Source organism: Pseudoglutamicibacter albus, from assembly GCF_022346425.1.
Classification (GTDB): domain Bacteria; phylum Actinomycetota; class Actinomycetes; order Actinomycetales; family Micrococcaceae; genus Pseudoglutamicibacter; species Pseudoglutamicibacter albus.
In genome coordinates this window covers 41,328-60,286 of the sequence record NZ_JAKRCW010000001.1, presented here as the reverse complement: position 1 = coordinate 60,286, position 18,959 = coordinate 41,328, and the positions used below count along the sequence as shown (strand labels likewise).

Below are 18,959 nucleotides of genomic sequence, written 5' to 3'. Positions count from 1 at the left end.
GGAGATGCCTTCTCGGTGGAGCTTCCTGGTACATGGCTCATGGGCATGTCAGTGGTTCATTAGTCGCGTAGCGTAAACGAGCGTCGCATCAGAATCATCATTATAAAACCGCTAAATAGGATTGGAGTGGATAGTACGAGAAACATCTTCTCTAGTCCTATGCGCTCTAAACCAAAACCAGCCAAAGCTGCTCCCAGAGGAACAAGCGCGAGCGATGCAAACCAATCTATACTTAGCATTCTAGGCAACAGTGTCCGAGGGATACTCTTTTGCATGAATGTCGACCAGTATATATTGCCAATAGTTAGAAATATACTTGACACAATAAATGTAACCGCAAATGCAGTTGCACTTTTGTTAAACAATAAGATGATTACCGCTGAGGACCCAATAGACCAGCATAGAATCATGCATAGAACGTAATTTTTAGGTAGGCGTGCATTGCCGACAATCACACTTGTTGCTAGCGAAGCTACAGCGCCAATAGCCAGTGCAGATCCATAAATCATAGATCCACCCTGATAGCCATCTGCCCAGGTTGTATTTACTACAGGCTTCGCTCCCATCTGCAGCATCACCGCGACGCTGACCCACACGAGAAGCAGCGTAAACGAAGGCCATTTTCTAAGAAATCTCAAGGCGCTTGACCAAGATGGCCCCTGCCCATCTTCATCCCTAGTATTAAGTGTCGGAATATTTATCCTTCTAATGCTTACTGCCGCAAGAAGGAGCGACATGCTAGCAATCGCGTAAGAGATAGTGCCCATATCTAGAACTATCAGAACGCCACCAGCTACTGGACCTGCCATACCTTGCCCAACGCGCTGACTAAATGACTCGACAGAATTAGCTCTATGTAAGTTGCTTTCATCTACTAAATCTGGCGTCAACGAATCACTTATAGGCCCATAGATTGCAGTAGACACGCCAAACATAAATAAGCATAATGCTAATAAGACAATATTATTCTGGACGCTATTCAATAGGAATACTGGCAGCAAAGATAGTGCACCTAATATATAAGATAGAGAAATTATCTTTATCTTCGAGAACCTATCCGCCAAGGTGCCCCCTGGGAGAAGCGCGCATAGCACTCCTATGGTTTGCGCCGCTAACCCTATGCCCACGTCGGCGGGTCTGCCGGTGGTTCGGAGGATAAGGAATGGCGTAGTGACTACCAGGAGACCTTCTGCAAAATTCCCTAGCGTAAAGCTGTAGAAGAAAATTCTGTAAAGCCTATTTCTTAGAACCTCAAGCATATTCTCAGGTGCTAACTGTCAAATTTCTACGGAGAGCCACCCGAGTCTCCCTTCCATCGAGACCATCTGTCAGAATTTTCAGCAGTTCCAAACTTACTAAAAGTAAGGGTTGCTATGGGACACCGCACATTCGTAACGCCCGATTCACGAGTGGTCCGGAATCGCTGAAGAACAGAGTCGTCTATATGACTCCAATCCGCGTCGTTCTCCGCGCCTCCATAATGCAGTGATCAAGTAAGCAGCTTAGCTTCAGCCGAAGTAGTAGGCATGACTTTCATTCCAGTGGGGACTTCTCCATATAGATAGGCCCTGAAAGTACTGCCCCGACAAGCACCAGCGTTGCTTGAGAAGAACTATACACAAGAATGCAAAGTGGCTCCGGGGAATTGTTCGACTCGTTTGTGGTTCCCAGGGTGGCGGTTTTGTGGCTTCTGAATGACAGTGAGTCGTATTTGGTCGACGCCGCGCTCCAGCCTCTCCAGGGCTAGCTGGATCTTCCCTGTTTAGCTACCTCGGGCAAGGTTCCCGGGACAGGCGGGTTCTAGGCCGGGCGTTTCGGCAGGCTTGGCATTGTCATTGGTCCCACAAGCCGCTAGCCCGGAGGTAAGGGCCAAGGCTGGTACTCGGCGATAGCGCTACGTTTTTCATGTGTCATGAAGGCGCCCTTTGGCATGCTTCCGTGATCGGGTTCTAAGCTAGCCAACCGCTTCCGAAGCACTAGGCATGACCGCTAGCCGGGAACAGAATCCAACACCAACGAGGCTGATACAAGCCAGCTCACGGCATCGCTAACGGGGGCAGAATACCCGGCCTGCACGGGTTAAGGGTCAGAATGTGTGTCTGGGGTCGGTGTTTTCGGCTGTGTTGGCGCGGGTTTCAGCGGATATATATGGCTGCTGGGCATATATCGGTGGTGTGAGCGTTCATTCCTCGGTGTGGTGCCCTTGATGTGCTACCGGCTAGTGGTGTGGTGGCTGGATGCCGAAGAACAGACCACGATGCCACTGCGGTGGCGATATGAAACGCAATGGCACCACCACACAAGGTAGGACAAGGTGGCGGTGCAAACTCTGCGGAGCCTCAACCACCAAAACCCGGACTGACATCACCAAAGCCGCAGTGTTCAAGCAGTTCATCGCTCACTGCACCTCGACCCGTAGCTTGAAAGACACCGCACAACAGGCCGGGGTGAGCCCTTCGACGTTGAAGCGACGGTTTAGCTGGTGCTGGCTGGTTGAAGTACCCGACCCGATGATCAAACACGCCGGGACGATCTATGACCAGATCTTTATCGATGGAACCTACACCGGTGCCGGGTGTCTTATCGTGGCGGCCACCTTCGATCATGTCCTGGCCTGGCACTGGTGCAAGCGTGAAACCAGCCTGGAATACCAACGACTACTTCAACGTATCCCCGCACCGGTGATCGCTGTCATCGATGGAGGGCAAGGAGCCGCCAGCGCTATCAAGAAATGCTGGCCTGCCGCCGTGATCCAACGCTGCCTGGTGCATGCACAACGAGTTGTACGACGCTACACCACCTCACACCCGCGTACCGATGCGGGCAAAGCGATCTACCAACTAGCACGGAACCTGACCCGGATCACCACCCTGGATGAAGCAGCCACCTGGGCGAGGCTGAGGTGTCCCAGGTTTTGTTCCGTTTGAGTAGATGGGAAGATCTGGGATATGCCAAAGAAATTTGACCAAGATGCCAAGGATCGCGTGGTCCGCCTTGTTGAGGATCGCATCTTGGCAGAGAACCTTTCTATGCAAAATGCGTGCAAGATTGTGGCGCCGAAACTGGGTGTTTCGTGGCACACTGCCAGGCAGTGGACACAGGCAGCTCGACGCGATGGACGCGTTGATGAAAGGATGCCGGAAGACTTAGCAGCCGAGAACGCTAGGCTACGTCGTGAGAATCAAGAGCTTCGCGACACCAACGAGTTGTTGAAGGCCGCGTCAGCTTTTTTCGCATCAGAACTCGACCCAAAACGTCGGAAATGATCCGGTTCATCGATGAATATCGGGATCGTTTCAGCATCGAGTTCATCTGTACGACGTTGAAGAACAATCGTGAAGGTGGCTTTATCACCTCGCGTGGTTACCGACAATCCAAAGCCGGTGGTCTAAGTTCTCGTACTCTTCGCGATACCGCCCTGGTTGAACATATTCGCAAGGTTCACAGCGACAATTACGGTCGGAAAATATGGCATGCTCTTCGACGCGAAGGCATTGGCATTGGTCGGGAGTAAACTGCCCGGCTGATGCGCCTGGCCGGTGTATCCGGCAAGAGTAAAGGACGCTTGCCGGTAACCACTTGCAAGCCGAACGTGCCGGATGTGCGTCCGGATTTGGTGGAGCGAAAGTTCAAAGCCCCAGGCCCGAACAGGCTGTGGGTGGCAGATATTACCTATGTGCGCACGAAGACAGGCTTTGTGTATGCCGCGTTTGTCACTGATGCGTTCTCTCGACGCATCCTCGGCTGGGCGTTATCCGATTCCATGCGTACCGAACTGTTGCCGTTGCAAGCCCTCAACCAGGCGATCGTGTGCGCTGAAGAAACAACAGGTTTGGTGCACCATTCTGATCACGGCTCGCAGTACGTCAGCGTTGTCTACAACCAACGGCTTGCTGCCCATGGGATAGCTGCTTCCACCGGAACTGTCGGTGACTCCTACGACAACGCTCTAGCTGAAAACGTGAATGGGTCCTACAAGAATGAGCTCATCCATACTCGAACGTGGAATGACGTAGTCGAGGTGGAAATCGCGACGTTTGAGTGGGTGTCATGGTGGAACGAAACCCGACTCCACCAAAGCTTGGGATACCGAACCCCGGCGGAAGTCGAATCAGCATTTCGGGAGAACACCCCGTCCCAAGAAATAATAGAAACTAAGGCACAAGCCTAGGAACAAAACCCGGGACACTTCAAGGCAACTCCATGAATACGGCACCTTCTACCGGGGCTGGCTCAACCAGAAAACCTTCACCACAGACCCAATCACCCAACAACGCCACTGGGCCTGGACACACCCGAACACCCGTAAGGCCTACAACAGCCTGCTACACCTATGGCGTAACAACCTCCTGTTCACCTACCTCAACCCACCGACCGAACTACAGCACCGGCACCGCATCAAATCCACCACCAACAGCCTTGAAGGCGCGATCAACGCCGAACTGAAACTGCTCACCCGCACCCACCGCGGCAGAGCCGGAGAATACCAACGTAAAATGCTGGAATGGTGGCTCTACCAGAAAACAGAACTGCCTGACGATCCAACAGAAATCGCCAGGCAGTCCAACTGGGGCCAAAACCAACTCGCCAAAGTACCAGCCCTGACCCACAACAAGAACCAAGCCGACCACCAAACAGGACGACCGGCCCTCTACGACAACGCTATCGACACCACCTACACACACTCAATCGGCATCCAAAAAGGCCACATCTAACCCCCACAACACACCCAAACCAGACACACATTTTGACCCTTAACCCGCCTGCACCGCATCGTAGGCAGCAGCCTAGGCCGGTAGGGCAGCAGACAAAAAGAAACCCCCACGCCGGGTGGGGGTTTCAAACGTGGCTCCGACCGGCGTCGATCCGGTGACCTTTCGATTTTCAGTCGAACGCTCTACCAACTGAGCTACAGAGCCGAACGGCCATCTTGCGATGGCCGTTCAGATACTTCTTTCGAAGATCTTGCGACCCTGACGGGACTTGAACCCGCGACCTCCGCCGTGACAGGGCGGCGCGCTAACCAACTGCGCTACAGGGCCGTGAAGCGAATACGCTCACAAGGTCAAAACTCTATCAGGACTTATCCTGCAGTCCAAATCCAAAGTTATGAACGTACCCCCAACGGGATTCGAACCCGTGCCGCCGCCGTGAAAGGGCGGTGTCCTAGGCCGCTAGACGATGGGGGCCTAGTGCGTTGTGCACCGAGATACCAGTGTAGTGCATAAACGCCACGTAGACTAATCGAGCACAAGATTTAACCTAGAACCGCGGAAATCCGGGGCTTAATCGGCCAGCCAGCCTGCGTTGCTTATGGTGGAAACATGGCTTTCCGTGTCACCAACGAAGCTTTCGAGTACGCCGCGCACTCCGTCTACGAGCAGCTCCCGGAGGAGTTGACGCGCGCGATGAACAACATCCAGATCTTCATCGAAGACACCCCCGAACCGGAACTGAGTGAAGATCCCCACGGCCTCACCTTCGGCTACTACGACGGCACCCCGCTCACCGAACGCGGCGAAAACGAAATAGGGCAACTCCCGGACCGCATCGTCCTATTCAAGAACACGTTCGAAGAGACATGCTCAAACTGGACGGACATCGTCCGGGAACTCCACATCACGTTCGTTCACGAGATCGGACACCACCTCGGATTCAGCGAAGCCGAGCTCCACGAACTCGGGTGGGGCTAAAAGCCCCAGCAACACAGGCGGCCCGCCCGCTTAAACATCCCTCATTAAAACCTTCGGCATCGTGTGTGCTGTTATTCCACGACCGAAATAGCAGCACACACGATGCCGAAGATGAAAAAGGGAGTAGCGGATTATGTAGATTCAGCGGCGCGGGCTCGGAATCGCATCCTCATTCTCGGAAACGAAATCGTAGTAATCACGCGCCTTCAACGCAGCGCCAGCCACCGCATCGACATAAACATCACAGCGGCGATGGAACTGAAGAGCCGACGCCGGGACCATCGCAGCCACAGGCCCCTCAACCATGCCCGCAACCGCAACCGCCTTAGCCGCACCCGTCGCAATCATGAGCACGCGGTCCGCGTCCATAACAGTGCCGATACCCTGCGTAATGCAGTGCACCGGTACCGCATCAATATCGTTATCGAAGAACCGGGAGTTATCCTGACGCGTCTGCGGATGCAACGTCTTCACTCGAGTACGCGAACCCAGCGCCGAACCCGGCTCATTGAAACCAATGTGGCCGTTGCTGCCAATGCCGACAATCTGAAGGTCAGCGAAACCACGCTTAGCCATCTCGGCCTCGTAATTATCGGCCTCAGCGCGCGGATCTTCAGCCATACCGTTCGGCACAAATACCTGCTCTGGCCGCAAACCCCACTGATCAATCACGTACTTCTTCAAAACAGCGTGATACGACTCCGGGTGGGTCGGCTCTAGCCCGATGTACTCGTCCAAAGCGAAACACGTGATCTTCGAAACATCCAACCCGTGGTCACGAATATGCTCCGCGACATAGTTGTAAATGCCGATCGGCGAAGAGCCGGTAGCCAAACCCAGAACCAAATCTGGCTTACGGCGGATGGCGTCAACAACGGCGGCGCCAGCCTTTTTCTCAGCGTCTGTTCTTGTCTTAGAGATGATCACGTCCATACGTCTACTCTAAGCGCCCACTGCACCACCGTTGCACACATTCCTTTTCGTTACTCAAAGGAACGCCCCAGGTTGCACCCGCCCCTCCCCTATCTAAACCTTCGGCATCAACAGTGCTGCTATTGGCCACGCTGCCGCGTGGCCCGCGGCGGAGAAGCACCAGCCCCGCTGCGAGGTTACGGAAACGTTACGGAGGCAACACCGGGATGAAAGTCACCCACCCGCTGCCTCGACGAATAACAGCAATTACGTTGCCAAAGATGAAAGTATGGGGCGGATGTTACTCGTGTGACTCATGTGAATAGTGTGGATTATGTTCGTAGTGTTGCCAACGTGATGGAAGTTTCGTAAAGTGTCTTGGAGACCTTTACTGAATTGTGATTTTCCTGTGACAAACGAGCTTCACTATTCAGTCCATTCAGAGCTTTCCCGGACAAAAGGACTTCTTACATGGCACAGCGATTCCGCCTTGCCGCAGCGGTCACCGCCGTAGCGATCACCGCAACCACCTTCGTCGGCACCGCATCCGCGTTCCCTGGCGCCCCCACCACAAAGCCTGTGCAAAAACAGCGCGCCAGCGTACCTTCCGCGCACGAAGTCAAAACCGCAAAACTCAACCCCACTGCCGCCAAGGAAATGCGGCGCACCCTCGAGACGCAGCTGACACAGACGTCGCTGAACCTCAACACCGCCCAGGCCAACGCACAACTCGCCTGGGACGCCCTCAGCGCCGCACAGCAACGCGCAGTACGCAAGAGCGAAGAAGCCGCTGAGGCCAAGCGCGAACTCGAAGCCGCACGCGAAGCCGAACAGCGTGCGGGTAAAGACCTCGGCCGCATCGCCTCCGAGACCTACCGCAACGGCGGCCTCAACGTAGACCCCGGGGAGCTGCTGGCCGCAGATAACCCGCAGGAGATCCTGAACCGCTCCGACGCGCTACGTCACCTCTCCGACGCACGCGCCCGCGACCTCGCTACCGCCCGCAACGCGACAGAGCTAGCCAAGCAATGGGACGCCTACGCGCAAGCCACCGCTCGCGCCGCCGAGAAGGCGCTCGGCGAACAGACCGAAGCCGAAACCAAGGCGCAGAAGGTCGCCGCGGAAACCCGCGTCACCGTGCTAGAAACCACCGCGGACCAGAACGAGCTGCTCGACCGCCTCGCAGACCTCAACGGGACCTCGCGTGCGAAAGAAACCAAAGCGTTCCAGAAGCGGGAAGACGAACGCCTCCAGCGCGAATTCGAAGCCGCCCAGGCAGCACAGCGTGAAGAAGAAGCCCGCGCCCAAGCCGAAGCCGCCCGCGCTGAAGCGGAACGCGAAGCCGCTGAACAGGCAAACACCACCGTTGACGGCATCGAACGCCCCGCCAGCGTCCGGGACACCGGCGATACTGGCACCCAAGACGCCGATGCCGGCGCTAGCGATGATGGCGCTGCCTCCGATGCTGACAGTGACGGTACAGAAGAAGCCGCTAGCCCATCGGAATCTGAAGCTCCTGCCGGGCCAAGCGATGAAGAACTAGCAGAATCCCAACGCAAGGCCGAAGAAGAAGCCGCCCGCGCCGCAGCCGAACGCGAAGCCGCCGAACAGGCCGAGAAGCAACGCCAAGCTGAAGAGAAGCGTAAGCAGCTTGAAGCTGAGCAAGCCGAAGCCGCCAAGAAGGCTGAAGAGGCCCGCAAGGCGCAGGAAGAAGCCCAGCGCAAGGCTGAAGAAGCGAAGAAGGCAGAGCGTGAACGCCTCGAGCGCGAAGCCGCTGAGCGTGAGGCTGCCGCGAAGAAAGCCGAAGAAGCACGCAAGGCCGCCGAGCAGAAGGCCAAGCAAGAAGCAGCTCGCGCCGAAGCTGACCGGAAGGCTGCAGAAAAGCGCGCAGCCGAGCAGCGTGCCGCAGCCAAGAAAGCTGAAGAAGCCCGCAAGGCCGCCGCAAAGCAAGCTGCCGCGAAGAAAGCCAAGGAACAAGCCGCCAAGAAGGCGGCTCAGCAGCGAGCAGCCCAGCAGAAAGCCGCGGCCAAGAAGGCTGCCGCTAAGAAGGCAGCTACGAAGAAGAAGCAAGCTGCACGTGCAGGCGCCGGTAAGCAGGCCGCCCTCAACTGGGCACTCAACATCGCAGGCTCGCAGGGATACGGCTACGTGTTCGGGGCGAACGGCCCACGCTACTTCGACTGCTCGTCCTTCGTGCAGAACGCATTCCGCCAGTCCGGGATCTCCACCCAGCGCGTAGCGAGCGCACAGTTCACCGGGGCGCCGCAGCAAGTCAGCCTCAAGAACCTGCAGGTCGGAGACCTCGTGTTCTCCTCCAACAACGGCGCACCATCCGGTATCTACCACGTAGCGATCTACGTCGGCAACGGACAAGTAGTCCACGCACGCAACCCTCGCGCCGGCATCGGCGTAACCCCAATCAGCTACGTCAACAACATCTACCCGCTAGCGGCCCGCTACTAAGCCCGCCAACTCACCTTTGGCATCGTGAGTGCTGAAATTATTTCAGCACTCACGATGCCAAAGGTTTTAAAAAGCAGCGGGGCCTAACCATGCCATCAGCATGACCAGGCCCCGCTACCGCTATAGAAAACCGCTACAGAACCGCGGCTTCAGAAACCACGCAACCGCCCGCGAACGCACGGCTACTTCTTTTCACCTTCGGCTTCTTCCTGCGGCATCGGACCGAACTCTCCACGGTTCTCAATTCGCTCATCCTTACGCGCAGGAACCACAAGAACCGGGCACTTCGCATGGTTCAAAACCGACTGCGATGTGGAACCCAAGAGCATGCCCGCGAAACCGCCACGACCACGCGTACCCGTAATCAGCAAGCGTGCCCGCTTCGATTCCTCAATCAAAACCTGCGCAGGCACACCCTCAACAACAGCAGTCGAAACACGCAAACCATCAAAGTGGTGACGCAACCAATCAGCCGCAGCAGAAAGCTGCGTGTTCATCTCGCGGACCACCGACTGCTGGTCCATCGCAGACGCCGCCCACATCTGGGTGCCCGAAAGAGGAGGCAAAGCCCACACAACCTTCAACTCACACCCGCGAGCCACAGCCTCCTGAGCCGCATCCAACATCGCCAAGCGAGCCGCCGTCGAACCGTCGACACCAACCACCACCGTGTCCGATGCCTCCTTACGAGCCAACGAACCTTTCGGAACCACAACGGTCGCGCAATGCGCGTGCGGTGGAACAGCCGAAGCAACCGAACCCAAAATACGGCCAAAGAAACCGCCACGGCCGCGGGCGCCCATCACAACCATCTCAGCGTGCTGCGAATACTCCAGCAGGGTGCCCGCCGCGTCGCCCGTCTCAACATACGCACGCACACGGTCAGCCGGAGCGAATGGGATCTCCGGGTTCTCACGACGGCGCCGATCCAGATCCGCAAGCGCCTCACGCAAAACCGTCTCCGCGCCGGAACGCAACGTCTCATCATCCAAAGCCGAATAGCCGGCATCCATCGCGGTAGCAACGAACGTTGGGATCGTGTAGGACATCACGGCCTCAACAGGCAGATCACGACGCCCACCTTCAGCCGCCGCCCACGCAAGGGCCTCCAGCGACTGCTCGGAACCATCGACACCCACCACTACAGCTCCAGCGCCAGGCGTGTTTTTCTTCTGCGCCTCCTCACGGTTGCGGCTGTCCTCCTGCTTCCGGGCCTCCAGACGGATCGCAGCCAAATCCAAGGCCGACGTATCAACGTTCGGTTCACCGGTGTTCGGGGTTGGGGTGTTCTCTGGGGTATCGGTCATGGTGAAACTCCTACAGATTCATTGCGCTTTGCACGCTTTACCTCCACCGTACAGGCCAAACGCACCTCACGGGGAGAATCCATTGAATAAAAATCCGAGATTAATAACAGCACTCACGATGCTAAAGATTAAGTTGGGGCGGGTGGTGTGAGGGATGCGCGCGATGCTGGTCACGGCTTACGCGCGATGCTGTTAAAGACTTGCTGTTAACGACGCAGTGTCGGGGAACAGCTGATGCTCCCCGACACTGACGATGCCCCTGCCACTATATCCGCGGCCGCCGGCAACTGCCGCCTAGAATCCGCGGCCAGCGACAACGGCGTCGGCAACAGCGAGACAGATGAAGCACGTCAGCCTCACTGCGGCGCAGGCTTAGACGCCTTATATTCCGATGGCTTTATACTTCGTCCATGCGTTTCGGGGCATGCCAGAGGTCCGCGCCGCGGCCCTGATCCAAGCTGTCGAAGCCGCCGTCCACGTAAATGATCTGGCCGACCATCGAACGGTTACCTTCAGATACGAGGAACGCGAGCACTTCAGCAACCGCTTCCGGCTTGACAGCACCGTTCAGCGGAGCCGGCATGACGCCCAGCACAGCCTTGCGGCCTTCCTCGGTTGCCAGAAGATCCTTGGTCATCGGGGTTTCCACAACACCTGGGCCTACCGCGTTGATTGCAATGCCCTTGCCGGCATATTCCTCGGTCGGTGCGACCTTACGGACCCAGGTCGCGATGGCACGCTTCGATGCCGAATAGTTCGCGTAACCGATCTCCTGGCTCTTCTCAGCGAGCGCAGCGCCGTACTCGACGGCTTCTTCACGCTTGCCCTCCAGCAGCAGGTTCACAAGGTTGGTATCAGTTGGCTGGAGGGAAGCAGCCGACGCGGTAACAGCTACGCGTGGGTTCTCCGACTTCTCAAGCAGAGGCTTGAGCGATTCAATCGTGTCAATAGCCCCAAAGAAGTTCACTTTGACGTCGAGCGGAGTCTGCGATGCGGTACCTGCGTTGGCGACAATCGCATCAATATGGTCGTGTTCCTCGCTGATCTTGTTGACCATGGCCTGCAGCGACTCTGCGTTGCTTAGGTCAACTTCGAGGTCAGCACCCTTCAAATCGACGCCGATCACGGTTTCGCCACGCTGCTTCAGAAGATCCGCAGTGGCTTTACCGATCCCAGACCCAGCACCTGTTACGACAATAACTCGAGCCATTGAACTCCACCCTTTTCTTGCGATTCGTGGATTGATGTAACGCTTTAATGATACCAGCCGAGTATAGAGAATATAGAGAAAACAAAGTGACGAAATAACGCCCATCAGGCCACGAGTCTGTAGTAGGTCATGTACCGCAACGCAAACTATAAAGAAGCCTATAGCACCGCGCCTGCCCGCCGAGGATCTCACTCCCCAAGGAACTGAAATATACACAGGCAAATCATTGAAGAAATCACTACATGATCAACACTAAATTGAATAATGAGCGAGACTAATTCCATTCACCTGAGTGGCCCTACAACCGCACCAAGCCCGCCCCGCATCGGACGCAACCAACCCAAAGGAACCACCAACACCACGCAAACCCGCGACATCAAGCCCCACACGCGCCCGCGCAAACAGTAGAATTCACAACATGTCATCAGCACGCACCAATCAAGCCACCAGTGGGCTCAGCACATACTTCAAGCTCACCGAACGGGGCTCAACACTCGGCCGCGAAATCCGCGGCGGTTTCGCAACATTCTTCGCGATGAGCTACATCGTCGTCCTCAACCCGCTCATCCTCCAAGGCGCCGACACCAACGGCTACGAACTCGGCATCGCCCGAGTCGCAGCCGCAACCGCATTCGTAGGCGGCCTCCTCTCAATCGTCATGGGCCTCTGGGCGAAACAACCCTTCGCCCTCGCAACAGGCCTCGGCGTCAACGCGCTCGTAGCCGTCACCGTCGCAACCAACCCCGGACTCTCATGGCAAGCAATGATGGGCCTGGTCGTCATCGCCGGTACCATCATGTTCATCCTCGTCCTCACAGGGTTCCGAACAGCGGTCTTCAACGCCGTCCCCGCAGGGCTTAAAACCGCCATCGTGGTAGGTATCGGCGCCTTCATCACGCTGATCGGCCTCGTCAACGCAGGCTTCGTACGCGCCGGCCCAGGCACCGTCGTAACGCTTGGCATCAACGGCCGACTCGTCGGCTGGCCAACCCTCGTCTTCCTCTTCGGGCTGTTCCTCACCATCGCCCTCATGGTCCGCAAAGTCCGCGGCGCCATCCTCATCGGCATCATCGCCTCCGCGATCCTCGCGAACATCCTGCAAGCAACCCTCAAAATCGGCGCCGGCGGCGAAGACAACCCAACAGGGTGGGCGCTCGTCGTCCCAGGCCAGAACTTCACGTGGCAGCTACCTGACCTCTCCCTCATCGGCCAAGCAAACGTTGTAGAAGCGTTCACCCCGTCGTCCATCGGCGCGGTCGCCGCGATCCTGCTGGTGTTCGTGATCCTGCTCTCCATCTTCTTCGACGCGATGGGCACCATGGTCGGCCTCGCGACCGCCGCCGGCACCATCGACAAAGACGGGCACATAGAGAACGTGGACCGCGTGCTTCTCGTCGACGCGGCAGGCGCCGTCGCCGGTGGTGGCGCGGGCGTTTCCTCCAACCAGATCTTCGTCGAATCCTCCGCCGGTATTGCTGAAGGTGCGCGCACAGGTATCGCGGCCATCGTCACCGGTGTGCTGTTCCTGCTCGCGATGTTCCTGACCCCGCTCGTGCAATTCGTGCCATTCGAAGCCGTAGCTCCGGCCCTCGTGACCGTCGGGTTCCTCATGATGAGCCAAGTCACCAACATCGACTGGGACGACATCGGCATCGCACTACCAGCGTTCCTCACGATCCTGATGATGCCGTTCACCTACTCCATCGCAGACGGCATCGGCGCAGGCTTCATCGCATACGTGTTCGTGCGCCTCGTCCAAGGCCGCATCAAAGACATCCACCCACTCATGTGGGTCGTCGCCGGGTTCTTCCTCGTGTTCTTCGGCATGGGGCTAGTAGACGGCTGGACGGGCGCCTCCGCCTAACCAAACCCAACCTTCGGCACAAAAATTGTAGAAATAATACCGACGGGGCCGGGGCTGGCCAGGCCCGGCTGGTCTGGCCGGCAGAGACTCGACCGGGCACGGGCGATGCCGGGCTCGGGCGAGCCCGGTCAGGGACGATGCCGGTCAGGAAGTTAGCCTGAATAAGTGGGCGGGGCTGTTGCAGCCAGTGTGAACTGGTCGCAACAGTCCCGCTTTCGCGTTGCCGTACGGTGGCGACCTAGATCTTGCACTGCTATGAGCTGGCTTACACCTGTGTTGATGGCCTTGTTTTATGTTTGTGGCTAGCGGTCACGCTCGATGGCTTCCGGGATACCGGACAGAAGATTGGGTGCGAACTCGATTGCTGAAGATTCGATTTCCCCGTGTTTATGCGGGACTTTGAGGAATCTGCTCGCATCCGAAACGTGAAAGATAAATTTCATTTCGTTTGTCTATGGTGCTTTTTGATGCGCTTGGCTACCTTAGGTTCTAAACAGAAACACATGCCTAAGGGGCGACACCATGACAGATCTAAAACGCAGCACTATCGCCGCAGCCCTGACGTTCACGCTTGTTTCCGGTCTGGCTGCCTGCGGCACCAATGACGATACGAAGCCCGCCGAAGCGGCTACTTCAGTCTCGCCGTCTGCAAGGCCGAGTGATAAGGAAGCCAAGAATAAGAACACGTCCGAAAGCGACACGGACAAGAGCCCCGCGAAATCTAAACCTTCCGCGAGTCCGTCGCCGAAGGGCCCCTATAAGCCAGCAACCCCGAAACGCCCAGCACAGAACGTGCCTGTCCCTGGACCACTACCGGAGGTAGCGAAGGAAGAAAGCAAAGCTGGGCAAGTCGCGTTCATCGAGCACTGGTTCAAAGAATTCAACTACGGACTGGAAACCAACAAGCTACGGCTCGAGTTCTGGGAAATGACCAATAAATCTTGCATCTACTGCAAGATGGTTCAAAGGGTCAGGAAAATGATGGAGAAAGACGGGTCCTGGAACATCGGCGGAGACTTGATACCAAAGAAGGTTCGCCCAAACCTGAAAGAACTCGACAACGGCATCTACGAAGTCCACCTATCCATTAGTGAGAAGCCACGTAAACGGTACTTTCCTGGAAGCCCCAAGCCAGTCGAGCAATTTCCCGGAGGAACGATGCACGATGCTTTCCTAGAACTACGCAGAATCGACGGGCAATGGCGTCTGGAAGGGATCTATCGGGATGCGAAATAGACGGAATATCGCCTTGTTTTGCGTCCTCCCGCTACTACTAGCGCCAGGATATGCCTCTGCCACGCCTAATGTGGGCTTCGACCAAGACTCACATTCTGTCGAGTCCACATTAATGACTCGCGAAATGCAAAGAAAAGTAACCAAAACGTCCTCGGATTCCAAGGCGGGGGCGCCCTCTCATGCGCCGGCGGCTGCTCCTAAGTCTTTTGCTCACCGTCCTGTGTGGCACCAGGCTTGTACCGCGGGCGCGTTGGATCGCTCCGGGGCTGTGACCGGTTCAACCAAGGTCGCTGGTAGTGACCTGCATGTAGCCGAGATGGTGGACTCTAGAGCTCGTAACGCGGCTAAAACCCAGGCCTGCACCCGCCGAGCGGTGGATGAGTGCGGTCAGCGTGATGACCTGCTCTACACCACCAACACCGCCACCACCCAACTCGCCTGCCGCGCTAAAAGTAAACCATCTAAGAACGGGGCTCCGGCTGAGCAGGCTCCGCTGACCATCACCGAAATCCGAACCCTTGTCGCGACCGAAACCAAACGCATCCGCATCCACCCCGGAGCCGTGACTACGGATGCGATCAAACCCAACACCCTCACCACCGCCTGGACCAACTTCTACCTCACCAAAAAAGACAAGAACAACAGCGACACCGCCGCCGCTGATGCTGGTGCTGGTGGTGTGGTGCGGGAAACCATCGACGTGCTAGATGAGGACGTCACCGTGGAACTGACCCCGATCAAGTATCGGTGGAAATACGGCGACGGTGAAGCACGCACTTCCAGAACCGCTGGAAAGATGCTGCCCACTAAAGCTGATGTGTGGGAGAAAGAAACTCCCACCTCCCACATGTACCAGAAACGAGGAACCTACCGAGTAGAAGCCACCGTGACCTATACCGGGAAATACTCCCTGGATAACGGTGAAACCTGGGACACCATCCCCGGCACATTGGAAACCCAAGCTACACCCTTGGATATACGGGTTTGGAGTATGAGGTCCGTCAATGTCTCCGGTCCCTGCCAACCAGGCAACCCGAGTGATGATCCGACCTGCAAGATACAAGACTTCACCATCTTCAAACCCCGCCAAACACGCTAACCCCCACACGGCGCGAGCCCCACATAACCGCTCAGCCGCCGCGCACCACAATCCCACAACACAACACACAAAACGGGCCGGCCGCTTCTCGCGGCCGGCCCTGAACATACCCTCTGGGGTTCAGTTGAATAACCAATGTCGGCGATGCGTCAATGCCGCTGTTTACGCTACTCTTGCTATACCCACCAGGTAACCTGCGGGGAATCTGAACTCGAGTACGATCACACCATCCATCATCGACAGCTGAGTTTCACTAAGCGGTGCAGTACGCCTTATCCGGAAGAACTGTCCTTGACGCGAGCGGGACTACTTTGTCGAAGAAATCAGGCACCTATGCACGTTCGCGGCAGTTCCTCGTCAGCCATCAACGCAACCTTCACTTCGCGCCGAAGCGTGACTCCAGCTCGTTGCCTGCCAACACTTGAGCCGGCAAAGGGTCGGAAAGCAATCCTTTAACAAGGCGCGCCGCATCTCCGAAGCCTTGGTTCGACGCCGCCATCACGATATTTCCTCTGCGCCTTCCCTTAAATACCGCGGGATCCGAAACAGCAATTATGTTGCCGAAGGTTCCTTTAAGGGTTGAGAGTTCGCGGCGCACATTCACCAGTTCCGGGCCATCACCCACATTCAACAGATATAACCCATCCGGCGCCAAGACTCTCGCAACCTCACCAACGAACCCGGCATCAACGAATCCCGACGGCGTCACATCTCCCACGAAGACATCCCGGACCACAACATCACGGCTAGCCGCCGTCAGCGTCGGAACAACATCCAAAGCATCCCCCGAACGCAACCGCAGCATCGGCGCCCGCGGCAGATCGAACCAGCCCCGCACCAACTCGTTTAGCCGGGCATCCAACTCCACAACAACCTGTCGCGACTCCGGGAACGCCGCATTCACATACCGTGGAAAAGCCGCAGCCCCGCCACCCAAATGCAAAACCCGAAGACGTGCCTCAGCATCAAAAACATTGCCCAGAATCAATGCCATCCAACGCATATACTCGAAATCCAGGTGAAACGGATCAGAAAGATTGATGCTCGAGGACGGCACACCATTCACCAAAACTGTCCAAGTATCCGGTGTATACGGGTCGCGTTCAAGCGCCACCACACCAGTCGAAACAGGCCACTGGCCTTCCCGCAGATCCTCCGGCCCTGCCGGCGGAACATCGGTGCGAGCATCAGCGCCCACATCGGACGCTGTATTCTCGCCCTGCAGCAAGCGTGATCGACGGGCAGCCCTCCCCCGCTTCCTACGCGATACACCCACGCGCCGCGTTGAGCCCCCGCTCATGAATGCGTCGTCAAATTCTTCGTTGGAACATTGCGGATCATGCGAATCTCTCGCGCGCCCGACCACTCATCCGGCAGATTCTCCACCGCCCCATCGGCAACGAAACCAAGCTTCGTATAGAAAGCGCGCGCACGAGCATTATCCTCCAGAACCCACAAAATGCAGGAATCCTCACCAACCACAAAATCCACCAGCCGCGACGCAATCCCACTGCCATGCCACGCCTTGTCCACGTAGCAAGTGAACAGTTGCCACTTTGCGTGCGTCTCAAAACGATCCTGGTCATCAAGAATCGGCGCCGCCGTCGCCACACCAACCACCTGACCATCCGAGGTACGCGCGACCGCAAAACGCGACTGATTACCTGGGCGCGCCAGCATAGCCGACCACGCAGCCACATCTTTATCTAGGCGCGCATCCATCTCATTCAGGTCTTCTTCACCCAAATACTTGTCATAGGTATCACGCCAGCCCTGATTCTTGACACGCAAAGCATCTCTGACTGTCTCCGCAGTCATAGGCTCGATGCGCACATCAGTGCCAGCCGACGCGGGCGGGCTCGCCGCGGTAATCAAGGCGACCGCCGTGCCGGAGGAAACCTGCTCACTCAAACAACCGAACGCAGTTGAAGCGAACCGCGGATCGTCACGCAAAAGCTGCAACGCTCCATACATTCCCGTAGCGGCATCTATCGAGGCTGATTTCTTACCCGTAACGGCATATAAAGACTCCGATGACGCTGACTCCTCAGCCCACGCCCGTTCCACAGCCTCAACATCCGCATCCGCCAACGCATCCAGCCCACGCACAACCACAACCGAACCCGGCGTCGTCAACCGCAAAGCCCACTTCAAATACGTCGCAGCCGACTCAGGATCAGCATCAATCAACACCACATCAAACGGAGCCAAACGATTCCACGTCAACTGATGCAACGCACGAACCGCAGGCCCCGCATCAACAGTCCACCGCCCCGAAGCCTCACCCTCCGGGTCCAACAGACGCAAATTCTCCCGCGCCCGGGCAGCGCAGTCACGGTCAATCTCCAACGCATGCAAATGCCCATCCGCCGGCAACGCCTGCAAAAACCAACCAGACGAATACCCCAGCCCCGCACCAATATCCAGCACACGCCGAGATCGAGTCAACGTCGTCAACAACGCCAACAACTTCCCGAAAGAAGCACTCGCATGAGTATCGCCCTCCGCCTCCAACTGACGGCGAATAGTAGCCAACGCCTCAGGTTCATGGGTGACCGAAGACAGCAACCCCTGAAAAGAGAAACCCCCAACAGGAACGTCAGTCACTCAAACCTCCCACAACCACGATGCGAACCCGAACCGGCCACGCGAACTCGACCGACGCGTGCGTACCGCGTCGCCACAACAATCAGCTATCCGACTTGCTTATAGCGGACTCCAAGCGCTCAAGCTTACCGTCCAATTCCCCATCGAACCCTGGACGAATATCAGCCTTGATGACCAGCGAAACACGGGAACCGAACCGCTCCACCGCCTCGGTGGCGCGCTTGATCACATCAAACACCTCATCCCAAGTGCCTTCGATCTCCGTGAACATACTCGACGTGCGGTTCGGTAGCCCCGAATCACGGACCACCTTCACCGCCTCGGCAACAGCCTCAGCGACCGAACCATCACTGTCAGCACCAGCACCGGAAGGCGCAACAGAAAAAGCAACAATCATAAAAAACAGCGTGCCACGTTTACCCGGCGAAGCCCACCCAAGTGACACCCTTTAACTTTCGGCAACACCAGTGCTACAAAACCGCGCACCCAGGCCACTATCCACAGATTTTCCAGCAATTACGTTGCCAAAGAATAATTATCCACAGATTCTAGAAATCACCTCCACGCC

13 protein-coding genes, 3 tRNA genes and 3 pseudogenes are annotated in these 18,959 nt (G+C 56.9%); 8 read left to right on the top strand and 11 right to left on the bottom strand.

The window, feature by feature from the left end:
• Nucleotides 1-59: 59 nt before the first annotated feature.
• Nucleotides 60-1,259 carry an MFS transporter gene (locus tag MHJ63_RS00255; protein ID WP_239445779.1) on the bottom strand — a complete coding sequence of 400 codons (1,200 nt, stop codon included), beginning with the start codon at nt 1,257-1,259 and terminating at the stop codon, nt 60-62.
• A gap of 978 nt (nt 1,260-2,237) precedes the next feature.
• On the opposite strand from MHJ63_RS00255, the pseudogene MHJ63_RS00250 reads away from it, so the two are divergent.
• From MHJ63_RS00250 to MHJ63_RS00240, 3 pseudogenes are all read left to right on the top strand, one after another.
• A pseudogene (locus MHJ63_RS00250) lies at nt 2,238-2,891 on the top strand (IS1/IS1595 family N-terminal zinc-binding domain-containing protein); the annotation flags it as partial.
• A 57-nt stretch (nt 2,892-2,948) separates the two neighbouring features.
• Nucleotides 2,949-4,171 (top strand): annotated as a pseudogene (locus MHJ63_RS00245) (IS3 family transposase).
• A 25-nt stretch (nt 4,172-4,196) separates the two neighbouring features.
• Nucleotides 4,197-4,715, top strand: a pseudogene (locus tag MHJ63_RS00240) (IS1249 family transposase); the annotation flags it as partial.
• Nucleotides 4,716-4,846: 131 nt separating this feature from the next.
• Here the strand turns inward: MHJ63_RS00240 and MHJ63_RS00235 are convergent.
• The 3 genes from MHJ63_RS00235 to MHJ63_RS00225 all read right to left on the bottom strand — a co-directional run bounded on the left by MHJ63_RS00235 (nt 4,847) and on the right by MHJ63_RS00225 (nt 5,189).
• Nucleotides 4,847-4,919 (bottom strand) — tRNA-Phe (locus tag MHJ63_RS00235).
• 49 nt (nt 4,920-4,968) lie between these two features.
• Nucleotides 4,969-5,042 (bottom strand) — tRNA-Asp (locus tag MHJ63_RS00230).
• 74 nt (nt 5,043-5,116) lie between these two features.
• A tRNA-Glu gene (locus tag MHJ63_RS00225) sits at nt 5,117-5,189 on the bottom strand.
• A 135-nt stretch (nt 5,190-5,324) separates the two neighbouring features.
• On the opposite strand from MHJ63_RS00225, the gene MHJ63_RS00220 reads away from it, so the two are divergent.
• A complete protein-coding gene (locus MHJ63_RS00220; RefSeq protein WP_239445778.1) occupies nt 5,325-5,693 on the top strand; it encodes a metallopeptidase family protein in 369 nt (122 codons plus the stop codon).
• 141 nt (nt 5,694-5,834) lie between these two features.
• Here MHJ63_RS00220 and nagB read toward each other — a convergent pair whose 3' ends face one another.
• Entirely contained in the window at nt 5,835-6,626 is a 792-nt protein-coding gene (gene nagB / locus MHJ63_RS00215; RefSeq protein ID WP_035754395.1) for a glucosamine-6-phosphate deaminase, read from the bottom strand.
• 450 nt (nt 6,627-7,076) lie between these two features.
• Between nagB and MHJ63_RS00210 the strand changes: the two genes are divergently transcribed.
• A complete protein-coding gene (locus tag MHJ63_RS00210; RefSeq protein WP_239445777.1) occupies nt 7,077-9,068 on the top strand; it encodes a C40 family peptidase in 1,992 nt (663 codons plus the stop codon).
• 182 nt (nt 9,069-9,250) lie between these two features.
• Here the strand turns inward: MHJ63_RS00210 and MHJ63_RS00205 are convergent, their stop codons facing one another.
• The gene (locus MHJ63_RS00205; RefSeq protein ID WP_083289475.1) at nt 9,251-10,375 is read right to left on the bottom strand and encodes a universal stress protein; all 1,125 of its coding nucleotides are present in this window, start codon (nt 10,373-10,375) and stop codon (nt 9,251-9,253) included.
• 397 nt (nt 10,376-10,772) lie between these two features.
• Nucleotides 10,773-11,585, bottom strand: a complete 813-nt coding sequence (locus MHJ63_RS00200; protein ID WP_239445776.1) for an SDR family oxidoreductase — start codon at nt 11,583-11,585, stop codon at nt 10,773-10,775.
• Nucleotides 11,586-12,003: 418 nt separating this feature from the next.
• Between MHJ63_RS00200 and MHJ63_RS00195 the strand changes: the two genes are divergently transcribed.
• The gene (locus tag MHJ63_RS00195) at nt 12,004-13,449 is read left to right on the top strand and encodes an NCS2 family permease (protein ID WP_035754401.1); all 1,446 of its coding nucleotides are present in this window, start codon (nt 12,004-12,006) and stop codon (nt 13,447-13,449) included.
• A 302-nt stretch (nt 13,450-13,751) separates the two neighbouring features.
• Here the strand turns inward: MHJ63_RS00195 and MHJ63_RS00190 are convergent, their stop codons facing one another.
• Nucleotides 13,752-13,892 carry a hypothetical protein gene (locus MHJ63_RS00190; protein ID WP_239445775.1) on the bottom strand — a complete coding sequence of 47 codons (141 nt, stop codon included), beginning with the start codon at nt 13,890-13,892 and terminating at the stop codon, nt 13,752-13,754.
• A gap of 79 nt (nt 13,893-13,971) precedes the next feature.
• On the opposite strand from MHJ63_RS00190, the gene MHJ63_RS00185 reads away from it, so the two are divergent.
• On the top strand, nt 13,972-14,685 hold the full coding sequence (locus MHJ63_RS00185) for a DUF6318 family protein (protein WP_239445773.1): 714 nt from the start codon (nt 13,972-13,974) through the stop codon (nt 14,683-14,685).
• Between the two features lie 124 nt (nt 14,686-14,809).
• Nucleotides 14,810-15,784, top strand: a complete 975-nt coding sequence (locus MHJ63_RS00180) for a hypothetical protein (protein WP_239445772.1) — start codon at nt 14,810-14,812, stop codon at nt 15,782-15,784.
• A gap of 376 nt (nt 15,785-16,160) precedes the next feature.
• Here the strand turns inward: MHJ63_RS00180 and MHJ63_RS00175 are convergent, their stop codons facing one another.
• The 3 genes from MHJ63_RS00175 to MHJ63_RS00165 form a co-directional block, all read right to left on the bottom strand.
• Nucleotides 16,161-16,982: a fused MFS/spermidine synthase gene (locus MHJ63_RS00175; RefSeq protein ID WP_052048621.1), complete on the bottom strand. Its 822-nt coding sequence runs from the start codon at nt 16,980-16,982 to the stop codon at nt 16,161-16,163.
• A 98-nt stretch (nt 16,983-17,080) separates the two neighbouring features.
• Nucleotides 17,081-18,391: a GNAT family N-acetyltransferase gene (locus MHJ63_RS00170; protein ID WP_052048620.1), complete on the bottom strand. Its 1,311-nt coding sequence runs from the start codon at nt 18,389-18,391 to the stop codon at nt 17,081-17,083.
• A gap of 82 nt (nt 18,392-18,473) precedes the next feature.
• Nucleotides 18,474-18,788 (bottom strand): thiamine-binding protein, encoded by a 315-nt coding sequence (locus MHJ63_RS00165; protein ID WP_070490829.1) that lies wholly within the window; start codon nt 18,786-18,788, stop codon nt 18,474-18,476.
• Between the last annotated feature and the right edge of the window lie 171 nt (nt 18,789-18,959).

Excerpts from the sequence above, each read along its gene's own strand:
- MHJ63_RS00180 (WP_239445772.1), top strand. The coding sequence starts at position 14,810 with ATGCAAAGAAAAGTAACCAAAACGTCCTCGGATTCCAAGGCGGGGGCG.
- MHJ63_RS00200 (WP_239445776.1), bottom strand. The coding sequence starts at position 11,585 with ATGGCTCGAGTTATTGTCGTAACAGGTGCTGGGTCTGGGATCGGTAAA.
- MHJ63_RS00185 (WP_239445773.1), top strand. The coding sequence starts at position 13,972 with ATGACAGATCTAAAACGCAGCACTATCGCCGCAGCCCTGACGTTCACG.
- MHJ63_RS00205 (WP_083289475.1), bottom strand. The coding sequence starts at position 10,375 with ATGACCGATACCCCAGAGAACACCCCAACCCCGAACACCGGTGAACCG.
- MHJ63_RS00190 (WP_239445775.1), bottom strand. The coding sequence starts at position 13,892 with ATGAAATTTATCTTTCACGTTTCGGATGCGAGCAGATTCCTCAAAGTC.
- MHJ63_RS00220 (WP_239445778.1), top strand. The coding sequence starts at position 5,325 with ATGGCTTTCCGTGTCACCAACGAAGCTTTCGAGTACGCCGCGCACTCC.
- MHJ63_RS00210 (WP_239445777.1), top strand. The coding sequence starts at position 7,077 with ATGGCACAGCGATTCCGCCTTGCCGCAGCGGTCACCGCCGTAGCGATC.
- MHJ63_RS00195 (WP_035754401.1), top strand. The coding sequence starts at position 12,004 with ATGTCATCAGCACGCACCAATCAAGCCACCAGTGGGCTCAGCACATAC.
- MHJ63_RS00255 (WP_239445779.1), bottom strand. The coding sequence starts at position 1,259 with ATGCTTGAGGTTCTAAGAAATAGGCTTTACAGAATTTTCTTCTACAGC.
- MHJ63_RS00165 (WP_070490829.1), bottom strand. The coding sequence starts at position 18,788 with ATGATTGTTGCTTTTTCTGTTGCGCCTTCCGGTGCTGGTGCTGACAGT.
- nagB (WP_035754395.1), bottom strand. The coding sequence starts at position 6,626 with ATGGACGTGATCATCTCTAAGACAAGAACAGACGCTGAGAAAAAGGCT.